At 59.4% G+C, this 17,970-nt stretch carries 15 protein-coding genes; 3 read left to right on the forward strand and 12 right to left on the reverse strand.

All coding sequences use genetic code 11. From position 1 onward, the window contains the following. Positions 1-66: 66 nt before the first annotated feature. From gltP to BW979_RS03155, 4 genes are all read right to left on the reverse strand, one after another. The gene (gene gltP, locus BW979_RS03140; protein WP_047229796.1) at positions 67-1,398 is read right to left on the reverse strand and encodes a glutamate/aspartate:proton symporter GltP; all 1,332 of its coding nucleotides are present in this window, start codon (positions 1,396-1,398) and stop codon (positions 67-69) included. A 704-nt stretch (positions 1,399-2,102) separates the two neighbouring features. Continuing rightward, on the reverse strand, positions 2,103-2,567 hold the full coding sequence (locus tag BW979_RS03145; RefSeq protein ID WP_047229795.1) for an inhibitor of vertebrate lysozyme family protein: 465 nt from the start codon (positions 2,565-2,567) through the stop codon (positions 2,103-2,105). 2 nt (positions 2,568-2,569) lie between these two features. Further along, positions 2,570-2,734, reverse strand: a complete 165-nt coding sequence (locus BW979_RS03150; protein ID WP_003177151.1) for a DUF1328 domain-containing protein — start codon at positions 2,732-2,734, stop codon at positions 2,570-2,572. Between the two features lie 80 nt (positions 2,735-2,814). Then, complete coding sequence (locus BW979_RS03155; protein ID WP_047229794.1) at positions 2,815-3,096, reverse strand: hypothetical protein; 282 nt, start codon at positions 3,094-3,096, stop codon at positions 2,815-2,817. A gap of 438 nt (positions 3,097-3,534) precedes the next feature. Between BW979_RS03155 and algB the strand changes: the two genes are divergently transcribed. Beyond that, complete coding sequence (gene algB, locus BW979_RS03160; RefSeq protein WP_047229793.1) at positions 3,535-4,881, forward strand: sigma-54-dependent response regulator transcription factor AlgB; 1,347 nt, start codon at positions 3,535-3,537, stop codon at positions 4,879-4,881. A 10-nt stretch (positions 4,882-4,891) separates the two neighbouring features. Then, positions 4,892-6,682 (forward strand): ATP-binding protein, encoded by a 1,791-nt coding sequence (locus tag BW979_RS03165; protein WP_047229792.1) that lies wholly within the window; start codon positions 4,892-4,894, stop codon positions 6,680-6,682. Between the two features lie 6 nt (positions 6,683-6,688). On the opposite strand, the gene BW979_RS03170 is transcribed toward BW979_RS03165, so the two are convergent. The 7 genes from BW979_RS03170 to BW979_RS03200 form a co-directional block, all read right to left on the reverse strand. Beyond that, the gene (locus BW979_RS03170) at positions 6,689-8,302 is read right to left on the reverse strand and encodes an EAL domain-containing protein (RefSeq protein WP_076386507.1); all 1,614 of its coding nucleotides are present in this window, start codon (positions 8,300-8,302) and stop codon (positions 6,689-6,691) included. Between the two features lie 75 nt (positions 8,303-8,377). Continuing rightward, positions 8,378-9,157 (reverse strand): N-acetylmuramoyl-L-alanine amidase, encoded by a 780-nt coding sequence (locus BW979_RS03175; RefSeq protein ID WP_076383146.1) that lies wholly within the window; start codon positions 9,155-9,157, stop codon positions 8,378-8,380. Between the two features lie 99 nt (positions 9,158-9,256). After that, positions 9,257-11,335: a GGDEF domain-containing protein gene (locus BW979_RS03180; RefSeq protein WP_076383147.1), complete on the reverse strand. Its 2,079-nt coding sequence runs from the start codon at positions 11,333-11,335 to the stop codon at positions 9,257-9,259. Then, the gene (locus BW979_RS03185; RefSeq protein WP_047229789.1) at positions 11,332-12,210 is read right to left on the reverse strand and encodes an endonuclease/exonuclease/phosphatase family protein; all 879 of its coding nucleotides are present in this window, start codon (positions 12,208-12,210) and stop codon (positions 11,332-11,334) included. The genes BW979_RS03180 and BW979_RS03185 overlap by 4 nt, the downstream gene beginning before the upstream one ends. A gap of 14 nt (positions 12,211-12,224) precedes the next feature. Beyond that, positions 12,225-12,869: a thiol:disulfide interchange protein DsbA/DsbL gene (locus BW979_RS03190; protein ID WP_047229788.1), complete on the reverse strand. Its 645-nt coding sequence runs from the start codon at positions 12,867-12,869 to the stop codon at positions 12,225-12,227. A gap of 198 nt (positions 12,870-13,067) precedes the next feature. Next, positions 13,068-13,676 carry a c-type cytochrome gene (locus BW979_RS03195; RefSeq protein ID WP_047229787.1) on the reverse strand — a complete coding sequence of 203 codons (609 nt, stop codon included), beginning with the start codon at positions 13,674-13,676 and terminating at the stop codon, positions 13,068-13,070. Between the two features lie 46 nt (positions 13,677-13,722). Then, on the reverse strand, positions 13,723-14,013 hold the full coding sequence (locus tag BW979_RS03200) for a c-type cytochrome (protein ID WP_003196231.1): 291 nt from the start codon (positions 14,011-14,013) through the stop codon (positions 13,723-13,725). 191 nt (positions 14,014-14,204) lie between these two features. Between BW979_RS03200 and yihA the strand changes: the two genes are divergently transcribed. Then, positions 14,205-14,846, forward strand: a complete 642-nt coding sequence (gene yihA, locus BW979_RS03205; RefSeq protein WP_047229786.1) for a ribosome biogenesis GTP-binding protein YihA/YsxC — start codon at positions 14,205-14,207, stop codon at positions 14,844-14,846. Between the two features lie 319 nt (positions 14,847-15,165). Here the strand turns inward: yihA and polA are convergent, their stop codons facing one another. Beyond that, positions 15,166-17,934: a DNA polymerase I gene (gene polA, locus BW979_RS03210; RefSeq protein ID WP_076383148.1), complete on the reverse strand. Its 2,769-nt coding sequence runs from the start codon at positions 17,932-17,934 to the stop codon at positions 15,166-15,168. Positions 17,935-17,970: the final 36 nt, after the last annotated feature.

Consider the following 17,970-nt stretch of genomic DNA (forward strand, 5'->3'; position numbering starts at 1 on the left):
CAGCATTGATGTTGGCTGACACACCGCAATCGCGAGCAAGCTCGGCTCCCACAGGGATCATGCGCCTCAACGGCTGGCAGTTTCTCCCGCCGGCATCGGCTCTTTGCTGCGCCAGTGGGGCAGGGAATTCCAGTAGCGCTGGCCCTTGGCATCGTCGTACATGCCTTCCCAGCGGGAAATGACCAGCACGGCCAGGGCATTGCCGATCACGTTCAGCGCGGTGCGGGCCATGTCCATGATGCGGTCGACACCGGCAATGAACGCCAGACCTTCCAGCGGAATACCGACACTGCCGAGGGTCGCCAACAGCACCACGAAAGAGACACCCGGTACGCCGGCGATGCCTTTGGAGGTCACCATCAAGGTCAGCACCAACAGCAATTGCTGGCTGATGGACAGATCGATGCCGTACAACTGAGCGATGAAAATCGCCGCGATGCTCTGGTAAAGGGTCGAACCGTCGAGGTTGAACGAATAACCGGTCGGCACCACGAAGCTGCAAATCGCCTTGGGTGCACCGTAGGCTTCCATCTTCTCGATCACGCGTGGCAACACGGTTTCGGAGCTGGCGGTGGAGTAGGCCAGCACCAGCTCATCCTTGAAGATGCGCATCAGTTTGACCACGGAGAAGCCGAACAGACGTGCAATCAACCCCAGCACCACGAAGGCGAAGAACGCGATGGCGACGTAAACCAGGATCACCAGCTTCGCCAATGGCAACAGCGAAGCGAAGCCGAAGTTGGCAACCGTCACCGCGATCAGGGCGAACACGCCGATCGGGGCGTATTGCATGATCATGTGGGTGACCTTGAACATGCTTTCCGAGACGCCCTGGAACATTTTCACCAGGGGGTCGCGCAGGTCCGATTGCAGGCTGGACAGACCCAGGCCAAACAATACGGAGAAGAAAATGATCGGCAGCATCTCGCCACGCGCCACCGCCGCGAAGATGTTCGACGGGATCAGATTGAGAATGGTCTGGATGAACGCATGTTCATGCTGAACCTCGGCGGCCGTGGCCTGGTACTTGGAAATATCCACCGTACCCAAGGTGCTCATGTCGATGCCGCTGCCCGGCTGGAAGAAATTGGCCAACAGCAAACCGACGACGATGGCGACAGTGGTGACGATTTCGAAGTAGAGGATGGTCTTGAGGCCGATACGCCCGAGTTTCTTGGCGTCACCGACCCCGGCAATACCGACGATCAACGAAGAAATCACAATCGGGATCACGATCATCTTGATCAGACGGATAAAGATATCGCCTGCCGGTTGCAGCACGTTGCTGATCCACCAGGCCTTCTCGGTACTGAAATGGTTGAGCAGCGCGCCAATTGCAATCCCGAGCACCAGACCGATGAGGATCTGCCAGGCGAGGCTTAGTCTTGCCTTCTTCATATCTTTACCCTTACTTCAGTTGGACTCGGGCAACTGCCACAAACCGAACCACCCGATGGCGATACGAATGCGTGCCGCTGCCCCCATATAAGGTCACCCCGAGTACGCGCCAAAGGCGCACTGGCAGGCGAAAAAAGGCGCAACTATTGCGATGCAAAGGAGGGACGTCTAATGCCGTAAACGCCTACCCTATGCCGAATCGGCATGATGTCTTTGAAATAAAACGTGCGTACCCATCGGTTCGAATACGCCATTTCGGCAGGCAAAAATGCCGTGAACCGGCCATTTTCCGCGCAACGGGGTTTTTGTCCGGCGTCGCAAAAAGCGCTCAAAGGATGGAAGAATGAAGCACTCTCGAAAGAGCGGACCGGGCGGATAAATCTCCGATATACGGTCGGATGCGGGGGAGTGGAGCAGCGTGGAAAAACGATGGTGGTACGCAGGGGTGGGGCCGACGCCAGGATAGCCAACCGCTCTGGCATGAACTTTACAACGCACGAAGCTCCACGCAAGTTCGCCAGTCGTCATGACTGTGCGAACCTGCGTGGAAGCTTTTTCCTGACCCGGCCCTTTCGCAGGCACCCCTTGTGCCCGTAGGTCACTGCGCCCTTAGACGGGCAGAGCGTCCCGGCCCCCTGGTCATGCATCGGCCCTCTTCGGACTGTGCAGAGGAGAAAAACAACGTGCTTTTCTCGCTTTCAGAATCAGTACCAGTTCGGATCTTTCTTGAGTTGCTCCATTAACAGTTCTTGCATACCTTCATCAGGATTGCCGAGGAACCGGTAATCAGCATGACGTGTCGGCGACTTGTCGGCCGGAAGTCCGGCAGGGACTTCAACCAGCAATGCATAAGCCTCGTCCTTGTCGAAACTGAAAGCGACGAACAAGCGCTTGCTGCGGCATGTCGCCTGGGTTTCGCACAACGGACCGACCAGGTATTTGTCGCCATCTTCCTCGACAGCATTCATCTGCTGCGAATCGCCTGACAGGTTCATCACCCATTCCGGCAGGCGTTCTTCCTTTTTAACCACTTGCTGCCAAGTCTCGACATATTGCGGGTCGGCCTTGAGCAACTGATTGACCCGCATCTGTCCGTCGTTGGCAGCCATGGCCATGGTGCCGCCGCCCAGCAGCAGGGCAGCGACCAATCCTTTGAGTGCGACGCTCATGGTCAGCCTCGGCCGCGGCGGCCAAAGAAGAAGGAAGCGATGAACATCACCAGGAACACGACAAAGAGAATCTTGGCGATGCCCGTGGCGGTGCCTGCGATACCACCGAAGCCCAGTACTGCGGCGATGATGGCAATGATCAGGAAAGTAATTGCCCAGCTCAACATGGTGATTCTCCTTACGCTTTTCTATTTAGTTAGGGTCTTGCAGTGATGGTTCCGGCGCAGTGGACGACCGGTTCATCGAGTTAAAACACCCAGCGCTCCTGGTGGGGCATGCCGTTCACAGACTGATCGACTTCCATCATTCGCATCGAGGCGGAAATATCCGAGAGGCTGCTGACAGCGCTGAAATGAGTTTGCGGGGCGCGCTGAATTGACAACAGAGGCGCTTCAGGCTGTTGGCTCTGATGCCAAAGCATCAACTGCTGGCCAGCCACAAGCGTGATCAGCAGGGCCACTGCTGCCCACAAACCCTGCTGAACATGCAGGGCAGAGATTCGAAACTGAGCGGCACGTTGACGATTCATCCTGAAATTCCTCCCCACCCCGAGTGGTGACCTGGTTGAGGCGCCTTGACGCCACGTTGAGCTAACCATTGCACTCGGCATGCCAGAATTTTTGGCGATATAAATATCTTTAAAATCAATTAGTTATGGATGACTTGCGAGCCAGCCGGAGCGCATCCTGCACGATGGCCACGACAAAGGTCGTGCGTAATGCACGAACGGCGGAGATAGACGCGATAGAATCTTTTTGAATTGCCCGTCGGAAATAGATGTCGGAATGGGCAAGCCATACCGTACGAGGCGTCCGCGGGCGCAAAAAAGGGACCTAAATCAACCTTTTAGGAGTCAGACACTCGCAAGTACGCTGTCGGTGGGTAATATCCCCTCAGAAACGACCATGCAACTTGCCCGATTTTTCTGACACTAACCAACATCATTCATTAAAGGAGCGTAGGAAAAATGGAATCCGCCACTGAGCATCAAGGCCGCATTCTGCTGGTAGACGACGAGTCCGCCATCCTGCGTACATTCCGTTATTGCCTGGAAGACGAAGGCTACAGCGTCGCCACCGCCAACAGCGCCGCCCAGGCGGACACCCTGCTGCAGCGGCAGGTGTTTGACCTGTGTTTTCTGGACTTGCGCCTGGGAGAAGACAACGGCCTTGATGTCCTGGCGCAAATGCGCATCCAGGCACCCTGGATGCGGGTGGTGATTGTCACCGCCCACTCGGCGGTCGACACCGCCGTTGATGCGATCCAGGCGGGCGCCGCCGATTATCTGGTCAAGCCTTGCAGCCCCGATCAACTGCGCCTGGCGACCGCCAAACAGTTAGAGGTGCGCCAGTTATCGGCGCGACTGGAAGCCCTGGAAGGGGAAGTGCGCAAACCCAATGACGGCCTCGACTCCCACAGCCCGGCGATGAAAGTCGTGCTCGAAACCGCTCGCCAGGTCGCCAGCACTGACGCCAACATTCTGATCCTTGGCGAGTCCGGCACCGGTAAGGGCGAACTGGCCCGAGCCATCCATGGCTGGAGCAAACGCGCGAAGAAGTCCTGCGTCACGATCAACTGCCCGTCGTTGACCGCTGAATTGATGGAAAGCGAACTGTTCGGCCACAGCCGCGGTGCATTTACCGGTGCCAGTGAAAGCACGCTGGGACGGGTTAACCAGGCCGACGGTGGTACGCTTTTTCTCGATGAAATCGGCGATTTTCCCCTGACATTGCAGCCCAAGTTGCTGCGTTTCATTCAGGACAAGGAATACGAACGGGTCGGCGATCCGGTGACCCGTCGTGCCGATGTGCGGATCCTCGCGGCGACCAACCTCAACCTTGAGGACATGGTGCGCGACGGGCGCTTTCGCGAAGACCTGCTGTACCGCCTGAATGTGATTACCCTGCATCTGCCACCACTGCGCGAGCGGGCCGAAGACATTCTGACGTTGGCCGACCGCTTCCTGGCGCGCTTCGTCAAGGAATACGCCCGCCCGGCGCGCGGCTTCAGCGACGAGGCTCGTGAAGCGCTGCTAGGCTATCGCTGGCCTGGCAACATCCGGGAGCTGCGCAACGTGGTCGAGCGCGCCAGCATCATCTGCGCGCAGGAAAAAGTCGAAATCAGCCACTTGGGCATGGCCGAGCAACCCGTCAACAATGCACCGCGAATCGGGGCTGCGCTAAGCCTCGACGAATTGGAAAAGGCGCATATTGGCGCAGTGCTGGCCACGGCCGACACGCTGGATCAGGCCGCCAAGACTCTGGGAATCGATGCCTCCACGCTGTATCGCAAACGCAAGCAGTACAACCTGTGAGCGTCATCTTATGAAACTGGCGATGAAGCTGCGCACACGGCTGTTTCTGAGTATCTCGGCGCTGATTACCGTGGCATTGCTGGGGCTGTTGCTTGGCCTGGTCAGCGTGGTGCAGATGGCCAATACCCAAGAACAATCGGTGCGCGACAACTTCATCCTGCTCGACCTGGGCCTCAAGCTGCGTCAGACCCTGGGCGACCAGTTGATGATCATGCTCGATGAGAAGCCCGACCTGGTGGCTCTGGAAGCATCCAAACGGCAATACTTCGAGTTGCTCGACGAGGGCATCGCCCACGAACAGGTGCTGGACGATTCAGCCGACAGCTTCAGCAAGGCCAAAGCCGATTACATCAGTTTTCTGGAGGCTTTTTCAGCCTCTCGCCAGCTACCGGCCCAACTGTCCGGTATCCAGAACCTCACCGAAAAATTCAACGTGCTGCGCACGGGCTTGATCGACGCGTATCGGCAGGCGCTGAACAACATCAGCGACACCCAGAACAAAGCTCGCGAGCGCGCGTTGCTGATTTCCGGATTACTGGGGCTGGTAGGGTTGGCAGTGCTGATCATCGGCTTCATCACAGCCCACGGTATCGCCCGACGTTTCGGGGCGCCGATCGAGGCGCTGGCGGCGGCGGCGGATAATATCGGTCAGGGCAACTTCGAGGTGACGCTGCCGATCTCCTCGGCCTCGGAATTGAACTTGCTGACCCGACGCTTCGGCATCATGGCCCAGGCTCTGCGCGAGCATCAGGCCACCAACGTCGATGAGCTGCTCGCCGGCCAGCAACGCTTGCAAGCGGTACTCGACAGCATCGACGACGGCTTGCTGATGATCGATCGCCAGGGTCGCCTGGAGCACCTCAACCCGGTGGCCCAGCGTCAATTGGGCTGGGACGAGGAGCGCCTGGGCCAGGGATTGGGCGAGGCGCTGGAACGCAAGGATTTGGATGAGGAACTGCAACTGGTGCTGCGCGGGGGAACGCTGGAGCGGGCGCCGGACGACTTGAGCATCGAAGTGGATGGCGAGTCGCGGTTGCTGACGTATAGCCTCACCCCCGTCAGCCATACCCAGGGGCACATCCTCGGGGCGGTGATGGTGTTGCACGATGTCACCGAACAACGCGCTTTCGAACGGGTGCGCAGTGAGTTCGTGTTGCGCGCGTCCCACGAGCTGCGTACCCCAGTGACCGGCATGCACATGGCGTTCGGCCTGTTGCAGGAGCGCGTGCATTTTCCTGAGGAATCGCGCGAAGCCGATCTGCTCAACACCGTCAACGAAGAAATGCAGCGCCTGATGCAGCTCATCAATGACCTGCTGAACTTCTCCCGCTACCAGAACGGCCTGCAAAAGCTGACGCTGGCACCTTGTTCCATCGAAGAACTGCTGGAGTCGGCCCGGCTGCGGTTTGCCGCACAGGCCCAGGCCAAGGGCATCCAATTGCTCGTGGCGATCCAGGGACCCTTACCGCGCCTGCATGCCGACGCTGCGCAACTGGACCGGGTGCTGGATAACCTGATCGACAATGCCATGCGTCACACGGGCGACCACGGTCAGATCCGCCTGCAGGCCCGTCGTCACGGCGAGCGGGTGATCATCAGCGTCGAGGACAATGGAGAGGGCATTCCCTACGGCCAGCAGGGACGGATCTTCGAACCTTTCGTCCAGGTCGGTCGCAAAAAGGGCGGCGCAGGGCTGGGGCTGGCGCTGTGCAAGGAAATCGTCCAGCTCCACGGTGGGCGCATGGGCGTTTATTCACGGCCGGGGCAGGGCACCCAGTTCTATATGGCGCTGGCGGTCTGAGTCGGCTCAGGCCTCATCGTCCAGGCGTCGCCCCAACAGGCGCCGGCCGCGGGTAATCAGCTCGATCAACTGCACGGCACTGAGCGCATGGGCAAACAGCCAACCCTGCCCGAAAGTCACGCCTTCGCTGCTCAGGTAAGACGCCTGGGCTTCATGCTCGATGCCCTCGGCAATCACCTTGAGCTCTAACGCGTGGGCCATGCGGATAATATGCGGGGCCACACCGCTGCTGGCGGCATCGTGCCCCAGGGCGTCAATGAAGGCTTTGTCGATTTTCAAGCAGTCCACCGGCAAGGTTTGCAGATAGGCGAGGCTGCAATAGCCTGTGCCAAAATCATCGATCAACACCTGATGCCCGACATCGCGCAGCGATTGCAGATTATCCCGGGCGACCAGGACATCGACCAATCCGCGTTCGGTCACTTCAAAGGCTATCTGGTGCGCCGACACCCGATGCAACGCCAGCAGGCGGGCGATCACTTCGCCGATACGTGGCACCATGACGTCGCACGCTGCCAGGTTCACCGAGATGTAGAGCTGCGGATTGGCCCGCAGCAGCTGACCCAACTGGTCGAACAGGCGTTGCAGCACGAAGTCTGTGATCTGACGGATCTGCCCGGTGTTCTCTGCCATCGGAATGAACAGATCCGGGCTGGTGAGGGTGCCGTCCGGGCGCCGCCAGCGCAACAGGGCTTCAGCACCGACGCAATTGCGACTGCGCAGGTCGAAGATCGGCTGGTACAGCACCTGCAATTCTCCGCGCCGGATGGCCCCGTGCAGTTCGGCGTCCATCGATTGGCGCTGACGTGCCAGCAGGAATACCTGGAAACCAATCCCCAGGCCCAGCATCAGGCTGATGGGCAGCAACCACCAGGCGTTGGAGGGAATATTGAAACCATTGCGTTGAGCAATCAGCACCAGTTGATATTCCGGGCTGTCGGTCTGCATCCGATAGATCAGGCGGTTCTGCGTCACTTGCAATGCATTGCGGCTTTTCGAGGGCCAAGGCTCCGTGGGCGGCCAGTATTGATCGGTGCCCAGCACCGGTATCGCCCGCTCGCCATGATCGAGCACCACAAGCAGGCTACTGCCGGGGGGCAGGTCGACCACGTCGGTCAGATGCCCGCGGGAAGTCGCAACGCGAAAATTGCCACGCCCCAGCATCAATGCAGCACGGTTTTCATCCGGCTCGGTGGTGGTATTGAGCCAGTAGCTGTAGGTCGGGCCCCGGATGTCAGGCGGTCGGATCACCGATAACCCGCTGCGGCGTGGACGATTGGAACAAACCCCGCTGCTATCGATATACGCCGCTTCGTAGACGAAACGGTAGTTGAAGCTGACTTGCTGCAACGTCGCGATCATGTCGTCGTCGCATCTGCGCAACGGCTGGTTTTGCAGATCGTCGAGGCTTTCGCGCAACTGTCCGAAAAGCTGCTCGAGTCGCTGCAGAAAGCGCTCGCCCTGAGCATTCATCTGGTCGCTTTCGCGCTGCTGGATTTGCTGCATCACCACGAACAGACTGGCGCCCAGCAATAGCACGGTACTCAGGACAGCCGCCATCATCGCCAGGAGAAACGGGCGATGGAGCCAGCTTTGCAGGGTTTCGCGGGCAGGCGTCATCATTGGTAATCCGAAAGTTACCAATGAGTTATAGCTTCTGATTTGGATTTAGCCCTGACCGTCGGACGGGCGTCATTATTTTGTCTGGTTGAGCACCTGCAGGATAGCCGCACTTTGCGCATCCGGCATGCCGTCGAACCGGGTCGGCCGGAAGCGCATCTGGAAGGCAGCGAGCACATGATGAGTGGCCACATCCCATTCGCCGGTGCGGGGCGTCGGGTAACCGAAACGGGCCAGCTCGGCCTGGAACCAACTGACGTTCGGTACCTGCGCCGCGAAAACCGCCTGCTGGCGGATTACCGCCTGCTCGTCTGGCCAAATCCCCACCCCAGCTTGCGCCAGGCGCTTCCAGGGAAACAGCGGCCCAGGGTCAAGCTTGCGCATCGGGGCAATATCGCTATGCCCAATGATGTTGCGCGGGTTGATCCCATTACGCTGGGAGATGTCCTTGAGCAAGGCGATCAAGGCCTGGACCTGAGCTTCGCTGTAGGGATACCAGAGGCGCCCGGTGGGCGTATCGACGAAACCGGGATTGACGATCTCAATGCCGATGGAGCTGGAATTGAGCCAGGTCCGGCCATCCCATTCACTGTCTCCGGCGTGCCAGGCGCGCCGGCTTTCATCCACCAGCTTGTAGACGGTCGCGCTTTTATCATCGCCGATCAGGTAATGCGCACTGACTTCGCCGTGGGTGAGCAAAGCCAGGGACCGCTCCAGGGAAGCGGAAGTGTAATGCAGCACCACGAACTGGATACGGTTGTCATGATTGACTGAAGGGTGGCTGGTATCGAGCCTGGGGCCGCTGGCGCAACCGGCCAGAACCAGTAAGAAGGCAATGAGCGAAAAAAATTTCATGGCAGGTGCATTACGCGCTGGGGTAATGCAACAGTGTAACGTATCGCGTTGCGATGATCTGGCTCGTATAGCGGGATTCACAAAATGGAACAATTGCCTTCAGCCCCATTCCACTCGGTTGCGCCCGGCATTTTTGGCTCTATATAGCGCCTGATCGGCTCTTTTAAGCACCGAATCGCTGTGCTCCCCGCTTTTGAACGCGGTCATGCCCACGGACACGGTGATTGTGACCGGCTCACCCTTGAAGTGAAACGGGCAGGCCTCGATGGCTGCGCGCAGGGACTCGGCCAGTCTTGCCCCGGCCGCCAGCGGTGTGTCGGGCACCAGCAGGACAAATTCCTCACCGCCAAAGCGGGCGATGAAATCGCTGCCACGCAGACGTCTACGCAGCACCGAAGCGATGATCTTCAGCACCCGATCACCTGCCAGGTGGCCGTAGTTATCGTTGATGCGCTTGAAGTGATCCAGATCGAGCATGGCCAGCAGCAGACTGTTGCCGTGCCGCTGCCATTGGGCAACTTCCTGTTCGAGACGCTCGGACCAGGCGGCGCGGTTAGGCAGCCCGGTGAGCGGATCGATAAGCGCTTTTTGCCGCTGCTCTTCAAGATTATCCCGGACAACCTGGGCATCCTGCTCCATCAGCGCGACGCGCTCGGCCAGGCTTTTGAGGCGAGCCGACACTTCCTGCTCGCGCTGATCGCGCTGCTTCTGGTGCTGGTCCATCGTGCCAAGCAGGCCTTCAAGATGGTTCTCCAGCACTTGCTTGAGACCTTCCAGGTCATCAGCTTCCTGCACGCTGCTTTGCAAGCCATCCACCTGCTCGCGAATCTGCGTGTCCATTTCCCGGGAGGCCGACTGGTTATCGGCATGGTCTTCACTGGCTGCCCGTAAACTGCTCTGGAAGGACTCAAGCCGATCATTGAGGCGCTGCAGGTACGCTTCGAATTCATGTTGGCCGGTGTCGGTAATTGCCAGCATGAGTACGGCAAGATCGTCGAGAATGGGCAGTAATTCATACCAGTTCAAGCCATTTTGCAGCCGTTCGCGCATGGCCTCGGCCTGGGGACGGTGACGCTCGGGCAGGGTCAGATCGCCCAGCAGGCCCAACAGGGTGTCTTCTATATGCCTGGCCACCGAACTGTAGGACGGCTCCGGTGAGTCGGGCAGTTCATAATGGTCGTCCTCCGGCTCAGACGCTGCCGGCTCGACCGCGGCCGAGGGTTCGACGGGCTCTTCCGGGAGGGGCAGCGACTCGTCCAGCGCTTGCGGCGGCTCCTCGGGCATCAGCTCATCAGGGTTCCCAAGGGCGGGTACCGGCACCGCCTGTTCCGTGGGAATCGGTGCCGGCTCGGTTGCCTCCTCCTGCTCGGTAGCCTCATCTCGTTCCAGAGTCGGCTCGGCAGCTTCGGATACCGGCGACGGAGAGCGTTCTGGATCGGGATCGGGATCGACCATTGGCGGAATGAACGCGACCGTTTCAGGCGCTTCATCGACTGTTGCCGCGGGTCCGGCTAACACTGCCGGGGCTGGAACTGGAGTTATGGCAGGCGCAGCGTCAGTCGCTAACTGTGCCGGTGCCGGCGGTGTCGCTTCCAAAACCGTTACCGCGCTGCGCTGGGCAGGTTCGTGCGACGGAGGCGCCGCTTCTTCCTGGCCGTGGCCACCAAACAACCGTTGCAGCAGGCCGGGACGATTCGGTTCAGTGGGCGCTTCCAGCACACTCAGCGCCTGGCCCTGCAAGCTGCTCAGTTCACTGAGCAGCAAAGGAATCTCCCGAGCCTGGTCCACCCGGTCTTCCAACTGCTTGGAAAACTTTTTCAAGGGCCGGCTGACTTCCTTTGGCAGCGGCAAGGTTTGCAACTGAGCGACCAGGGAAGTCAATGCAGCGCTCACCTGTTCGACTCGAGTCTCGCGACGCTGCTCGGAATCAAGCACAGCTTTTTCCAGGCGGGGCAAAAGAGCGGCGAGGGCGGCATCCATGTCATCGCTGCGCACCACTTCGCGCATTTCTTTCATGCACTGATCGACCGCCCGGTCAGTGCCTTCGGCGGCCAGCGTACTGCGCACCAGGCCGCGACGCAGCAAGTCGAGCCGAGCCGCCCAGCGGCGCTCGAGCTTTTCTTGCTGTTCGATGCTCTTGAAGTACTTCTCTCTCCAGCGTTCGGCTTCGTCGCTCATTCATGGGATCCGCGAGGGGCAGGACTCAGTGCGGGGAATGCATCCGCCGTGAGCGAACCCGGCAGACGAATTTCGACCGCGACAGGCAGGTGGTCGGAAATGGGGTGAGCCAGCACCTCGAACCGTTCGAGGGTCAAGGTGGGGCTCAGCAGAATATGGTCCAGACAGCGCTGGGGGCGCCAGCTGGGGAATGTGGCTTCGAGTTGTGGGGCGAGCAGCCCAAGATCACGCAACGGCGAATTTTGCAGCAAGTCGTTGGCATGGGTATTCATGTCGCCCATCAATACCTGGTGCTTGTAGTCACCAATCAGCTCGCGGATGTAGGCCAGTTGCATCGTTCGGGTACGAGCCCCAAGGGCCAGGTGCATCATGACCACGATCAACGCCTCCGGACCTTCGCCAAAGCGCGCCAGGATCGCTCCGCGCCCCTTGGGACCGGGTAACGGGTGATCTTCTATCGCCCACGGCCGCAGGCGGCTCAACACACCATTGCTGTGCTGGCCCAGGCGTCCGAGGTTGCGATTGAGTTGTTGGTACCAGTAGGGGAAAGCACCCAGTTGAGCCAGATGCTCCACCTGATTGACGTAGCCCGATCTCAGGCTCCCACCGTCGGCCTCTTGCAAGGCCACCAGGTCGAAATCTTTCAGTAGGTCGCCGATCTTCTGCAGGTTGACGGCGCGTCCGGTGTGCGGCAGCAGATGTTGCCAGCCACGGGTCAGGTAATGCCGGTAACGCTCTGTGCTGATGCCCACCTGAATATTGAAACTGAGCAGCCGCAGGCAGTTGTCGGCAGGCAGGCCCGTGGAGGCGATATGATGCTCATTGACCCGCGGTTCATGCAGGCCAACGACGCGTTCGGTGCTCCAGCGGGCCATGGTCAGCGCCGCGCTTAGTTGGCGGCGGCCTTGGTTGCCGCTCGCTCTTTGGCAATCAGCTGGTCGGCCAGCTCCAGCGCCTGGTTAGCACCACCGGCCGAACCGATATCAAAGCGGTATTTGCCGTTGACGACCATGGTGGGTACGCCAGTGATCTCGTATTTCTTGGCAAGTTCTTTGGCTTTGTTGATCTGGCCCTTGATGGCGAAGGAGTTGAACGTCGCCAGAAACTTGTCCTTGTCCACACCTTGGGTGGCGAGGAATTCAGCCATTTCTTCAGGATCGGTCAGACGCTTCTTCTCAACCTGGATCTCATTGAACACTGCAGCGTGAACCTTGTGCTCGACGCCCATGGCTTCGAGGGTCAGGAACATCTGGCCGTGGGCGTCCCATGGGCCGCCGAACATGGCCGGAATGCGTACGAAGTTAACGTCCGAAGGCAGTTTCTCGACCCATGGGTTGATGACCGGCTCGAACGCGTAGCAATGCGGGCAGCCGTACCAGAACAGTTCCACCACTTCGATCTTGCCAGGCACGGCCACCGGAACGGGATTGCTCAATTCGACGTAAGGGGCTTTCGATTCCTCGGCGTTGGCTTGGGCGGCCATGCCGAACAGGCTGACAGCGGCGAGCGCGGCGCTGATGATCAGATTACGCATGCTTTACTCCTGGACAATGAGGTGACCTCGCGAGGCGTGTTTTTCAGACAGGCCGTGACGGGTTCAAGTTCGCTAGTGTAACGGTAGCGGCCACAAAAAAGGGCGGCCAAAGCCACCCTTTTGATGTTCGCATCGACAGATTAATCGAGCGTTAACGTTGCAAGAGATGTAAACCCTCACAACGCCCGGCCAACGGTCTTAGTGCAGGCCCTGGATGTAGCTGGCCACCGCCGCGATCTCTTCGTCGCTCAGCTTGCGGGCAATGGTGCGCATCATCGCCTCGCCATCATTGTTACGACCGTCTGCTTCCTTGCGGAAGTCAGTCAGCTGCTTGGCAATGTACTGAGCGTGCTGGCCCCCAAGGTGCGGGAAGCCGGCCGCTGCGTTACCTTTGCCGTCAGGCGAGTGGCAACCGGTGCAAGCTGGAAGCCCCTTTTCCAGGTTGCCTCCGCGAAACAGCGCTTCACCACGTGCGACCAGTTTTGGATCGGCGGCGCCAACGCTGCCCTTCTGGCTGGCGAAATAAGCCGCCATGTCCGCCAGGTCCTGATCGTTCAGGTTGGTCAGCAGGCCGGTCATTTCCAGCACGACACGCTTGCCGTCCTTGATGTCCTTCAACTGCTTGGTCAGGTAACGCTCGCCCTGGCCCGCCAGTTTCGGAAAGTTTGGTGCCATGCTGTTGCCATCCGGACCATGGCAGGCCCCACATACGGCGGCTTTCGCCTGGCCGGCGGCGGCATCGCCAGCGGCATGGGCTACGCCGGATATCCCCAATGTCAACAGCAGACTCACGATCAGTTTGTTCATCAGCTAATCCAACTACGGCTAAGGGTTAAAGAGTTATGGACCGGGTTTACTCGCTCATCCACTGGATGATGGCTCGGTAATCCTCGGCACTGCAGTCCATGCACAAACCACGCGGCGGCATCGCCTTGAAACCCTGGGTCACGTGTTGCACCAGCGTCTCCATACCTTTCGCCAACCTCGGCGTCCAAGCTTCCTGATCACCCTTGCGGGGTGCCATGGGGAGTTGGCCGGAATGACAGGCACCACAAACACGGTTGTACACAGCTTCCGGATCCTGTGTAGCCTGAGCGCTGTAAAGCGGCATCAAGACACCGGCAGCTAGCAGCCATTTCGTCATAAAACGACCTTTTCAGGGTTGAGAGCGAGCTGCGTTCTAGTGCGCAATTTCAGTCGGTCGCTCCCGTGAGCTTCATCCTACGCTGGGACAAAGCGCACACAAAATCTGCGGCATTATATACTGGCGTCACTGAAACGGAAACGACACAGCTTGCCGCGTCCATTCCCGACGCCACCCACATCGGAAATCCCATGCAACTGAAGAACCCCATCCTCGGCCTGTGCCAACAGTCCACCTTCATGCTCAGCGCCGCCAAAGTCGATCAATGCCCCGACGATGAAGGCTTTGAAGTGGCTTTCGCCGGGCGTTCCAACGCCGGTAAATCCAGCGCACTGAACACCCTGACCCATGCAAGCCTGGCACGCACCTCGAAAACTCCGGGCCGCACGCAGCTCTTGAACTTCTTCAAGCTAGACGATGAACGCCGTTTGGTCGACCTGCCCGGCTACGGCTACGCGAAAGTACCGATTCCGCTCAAGCAGCATTGGCAGCGCCATTTGGAAGCCTATCTGGGCAGCCGCGAGAGTTTGAAAGGCTTGATTCTGATGATGGACATCCGCCATCCGATGACCGACTTCGATCTGCTGATGCTCGACTGGGCTGTCGCCAGCGGCATGCCGATGCACATCCTGCTGACCAAGGCAGACAAGCTCACCTACGGCGCAGCCAAGAACACCCTGCTCAAAGTGCAGTCGGAAATTCGCAAAGGGTGGGGCGAGACGATCACCATCCAGTTGTTCTCGGCGCCCAAGCGCATGGGCCTGGAAGAGGCCTACACTGTATTGGCCGACTGGATGGAATTGGCAGACAAGGGCAGCGAAGAGGCGGAATAAGCCAAATCGCGGGCAAAAAAAACCCCGGACTTCGTATGGGGAGGGGGAAGTTCGGGGTCCAAGTTCCGGACCGCTAGGGCGGGGTCCAGATATCTGCCAACACTTAACACAACATAGGAGCATTGAAGGGCTTCACCAGCCTTTCAGAAACTCTGAGTAGCAATTCACGGTTTTAGTTCAGATTATTTTTGGAAATAACCTTAGGAATTTTCCGAACTAATGAGGCCAGGATTCGATTTGGCGAGGGGATTTCCCTCGCCACAGGGCCTACCATATCTCCCTGACCCACACAGGTCCCGGCAATTTCAGCAGTTGAGACTCAGTGCGCCTCATCCCAGTTATTGCCCACGCCCACTTCCACCAGGAGCGGCACATCCAGCGTGGCGGCGGCACTCATGTGCTGGCGAATTTCCTCGCGCACCTGGTCGACCAGATCCTCGCGCACCTCCAGCACCAATTCGTCGTGGACCTGCAGGATGACCTTGGCATCCAGCCCCGACGCAGTCAGCCAGCGATCAACCGCCACCATGGCTTTCTTGATGATATCTGCCGCAGTGCCCTGCATCGGCGCGTTGATGGCCGTGCGTTCTGCGCCTTTGCGCAAAGCCGGATTTTTCGCGTTGATATCCGGCAGGTACAACCGACGCCCGAAAATGGTTTCGACGTAACCTTGCTCGGCTGCCTGGGCACGAGTGCGCTCCATGTAGGCCAGTACGCCTGGGTAGCGGGCAAAGTAGCGGTCGATGTAAGCCTGGGACTGCTTGCGATCCACACCGATCTGCTTGGCCAGACCGAAAGCACTCATGCCGTAGATCAGGCCGAAGTTGATCGCCTTGGCGCTGCGGCGCTGGTCATGAGTGACGGCGTCCAGCTCTACGCCGAAAACCTCGGCGGCGGTGGCCCGGTGCACATCCAGATTATTGCGGAAGGCGTGGAGCAGGCCTTCATCCTTGGCCAGGTGCGCCATGATCCGCAGTTCGATCTGCGAGTAGTCCGCCGCCAGCAGCTTGTAGCCTTTCGGCGCAACGAATGCCTGACGAATCCTGCGGCCTTCGGCGGTGCGAATCGGAATGTTCTGCAGGTTGGGGTCGATCGAGGACAGTCGCCCGGTAGCGGCGACCGCTTGCTGATAATTGGTATGGACGCGGCCCGTGCGGCTGTTGATCTGCTCTGGCAGGCGGTCGGTGTAGGTGCTCTTGAGCTTGCTCAGCGAGCGGTACTGCATCAATACCTTGGGCAGCGGATAATCCTGCTCGGCCAGCTCGGCCAGCACCGCTTCGGCGGTAGACGCCTGGCCCTTGGCGGTTTTGCTGAGCACCGGTAAGCCAAGTTTTTCGTAGAGGATCACCCCCAGTTGCTTGGGTGAACCCAGGTTGAATTCCTCCCCGGCGATGGCAAATGCCTCGCGTTCCAGAGCCACGAGCTTCTCGCCCAACTCAACGCTCTGCACCCCCAGCAGGTTGGCATCGACCAGCGCACCCTGGCGCTCAATGCGTGCCAGGACCGGCATCAGCGGCATTTCGATTTCGTTGAGCACCTTGCCCAGACTTGGCGTGGCAGCCAGTTTTTCCTGCAAGGCCTGGTGCAGGCGGAAAGTCACGTCCGCATCTTCGGCGGCGTAAGGGCCGGCCAGTTCCAGGGCAATCTGGTCAAAGGTCAGCTGTTTGACGCCTTTGCCGGCGATGTCCTGGATATCGGTCTTGCTTTGTCCCAGGTACTTGAGCGCCAGGCTGTCCATGTCGTGACGGGTTGCTGTGGAGTCCAGTACGTAGGACTCAAGCATGGTGTCGAAGGCAATGCCTTGCACAAGAATGCCGTTGTTTTGATCACCACCGATGGCGCAGTTGGCCAGGATGTTGGTTTCGAATTTGGCATGCTGGCCGACCTTGAGCTTGTTCGGGTTCTCCAGCAATGGCTTGAGCGCCTTGAGCACCGTGTCGCGATCCAGTTGCTCCGGCACGCCCATGTAGGAATGGGTCAAGGGAACGTAGGCCGCCTCAAAGGGCGCGACGGCAAACGACAACCCTACGAGTTGCGCATGCTGGGCGTCGTTACCATTGGTTTCGGTGACGAAAGCAAACAGCGGCGCCTGTTCAAGCTTGGCGAGCCAGGCGTCGAAACGTGCCTGGTCGAGAATGATCTCGTACTTGGCCTCAGCGGCGCCGGGTTGTTCGTCGGCAGCTTCGACGATCTCCTGACCGGCACGCTTGGCATCGCGCTGGTTTTCTTCGAACCAGCTCTTGAACTCCAGCAGCGTATACAGCTCGGCGAGTTTCTCGTGATCCGGCTGGCCCATTTGCAGGTCGTCGAGACCGACATCCAACGGCACGTCGGTCTTGATGGTCGCCAGCTCGTAGGAGAGGAGGGCCATTTCCTTGTGTTCTTCGAGTTTGGCGGCCAGGGTCTTGGCGCCACGAATCGGCAAGGTAGCGACGATGTCCAGTTGCGCATACAGCTCGGTCAGGCCGCCATTGACGCCCACCAGCAGGCCCGAGGCGGTCTTCGGACCGATGCCCGGAACACCGGGAATGTTGTCGGAAGAATCGCCCATCAGTGCCAGATAATCGATGATCTGCTCCGGAGCGACGCCAAACTTCTCCTTCACGCCAGCCACGTCCAGGGCGCTACCGGTCATGGTGTTGACCAAGGTAATGTGCCCGTCAACCAGTTGCGCCATGTCTTTGTCGCCGGTGGAGATCACCACCGGACGGTCGGCTGCGGCGCTGCTGCGGGCCAGGGTGCCGATCACGTCATCGGCTTCGACGTTGTCCACGCACAGCAGCGGGAAGCCCAGGGCCTTGACGCTGGCATGCAGCGGCTCAATCTGCACGCGCATGTCGTCGGGCATGCTGGGGCGGTTGGCCTTGTATTCGGCGTACAGCTCATCGCGAAAGGTCCCACCCTTGGCATCGAACACCACGGCGAACGGGCTGTCCGGATACTGTTTGCGCAGGCTCTTGAGCATGTTCAGCACGCCCTTGACCGCGCCTGTCGGCAGGCCTTTGGAGGTGGTCAGCGGTGGTAGCGCGTGAAAGGCGCGATAAAGATAAGAAGAACCGTCCACCAGGACGAGGGGGGCTTGGCTCATGAGCAGGATCAACCTTTTCGGCGGGTCCGGGGCTAG

Origin of the sequence: Pseudomonas sp. A214, from assembly GCF_900156295.1 — a bacterium.
Classification (GTDB): domain Bacteria; phylum Pseudomonadota; class Gammaproteobacteria; order Pseudomonadales; family Pseudomonadaceae; genus Aquipseudomonas; species Aquipseudomonas rhizophila.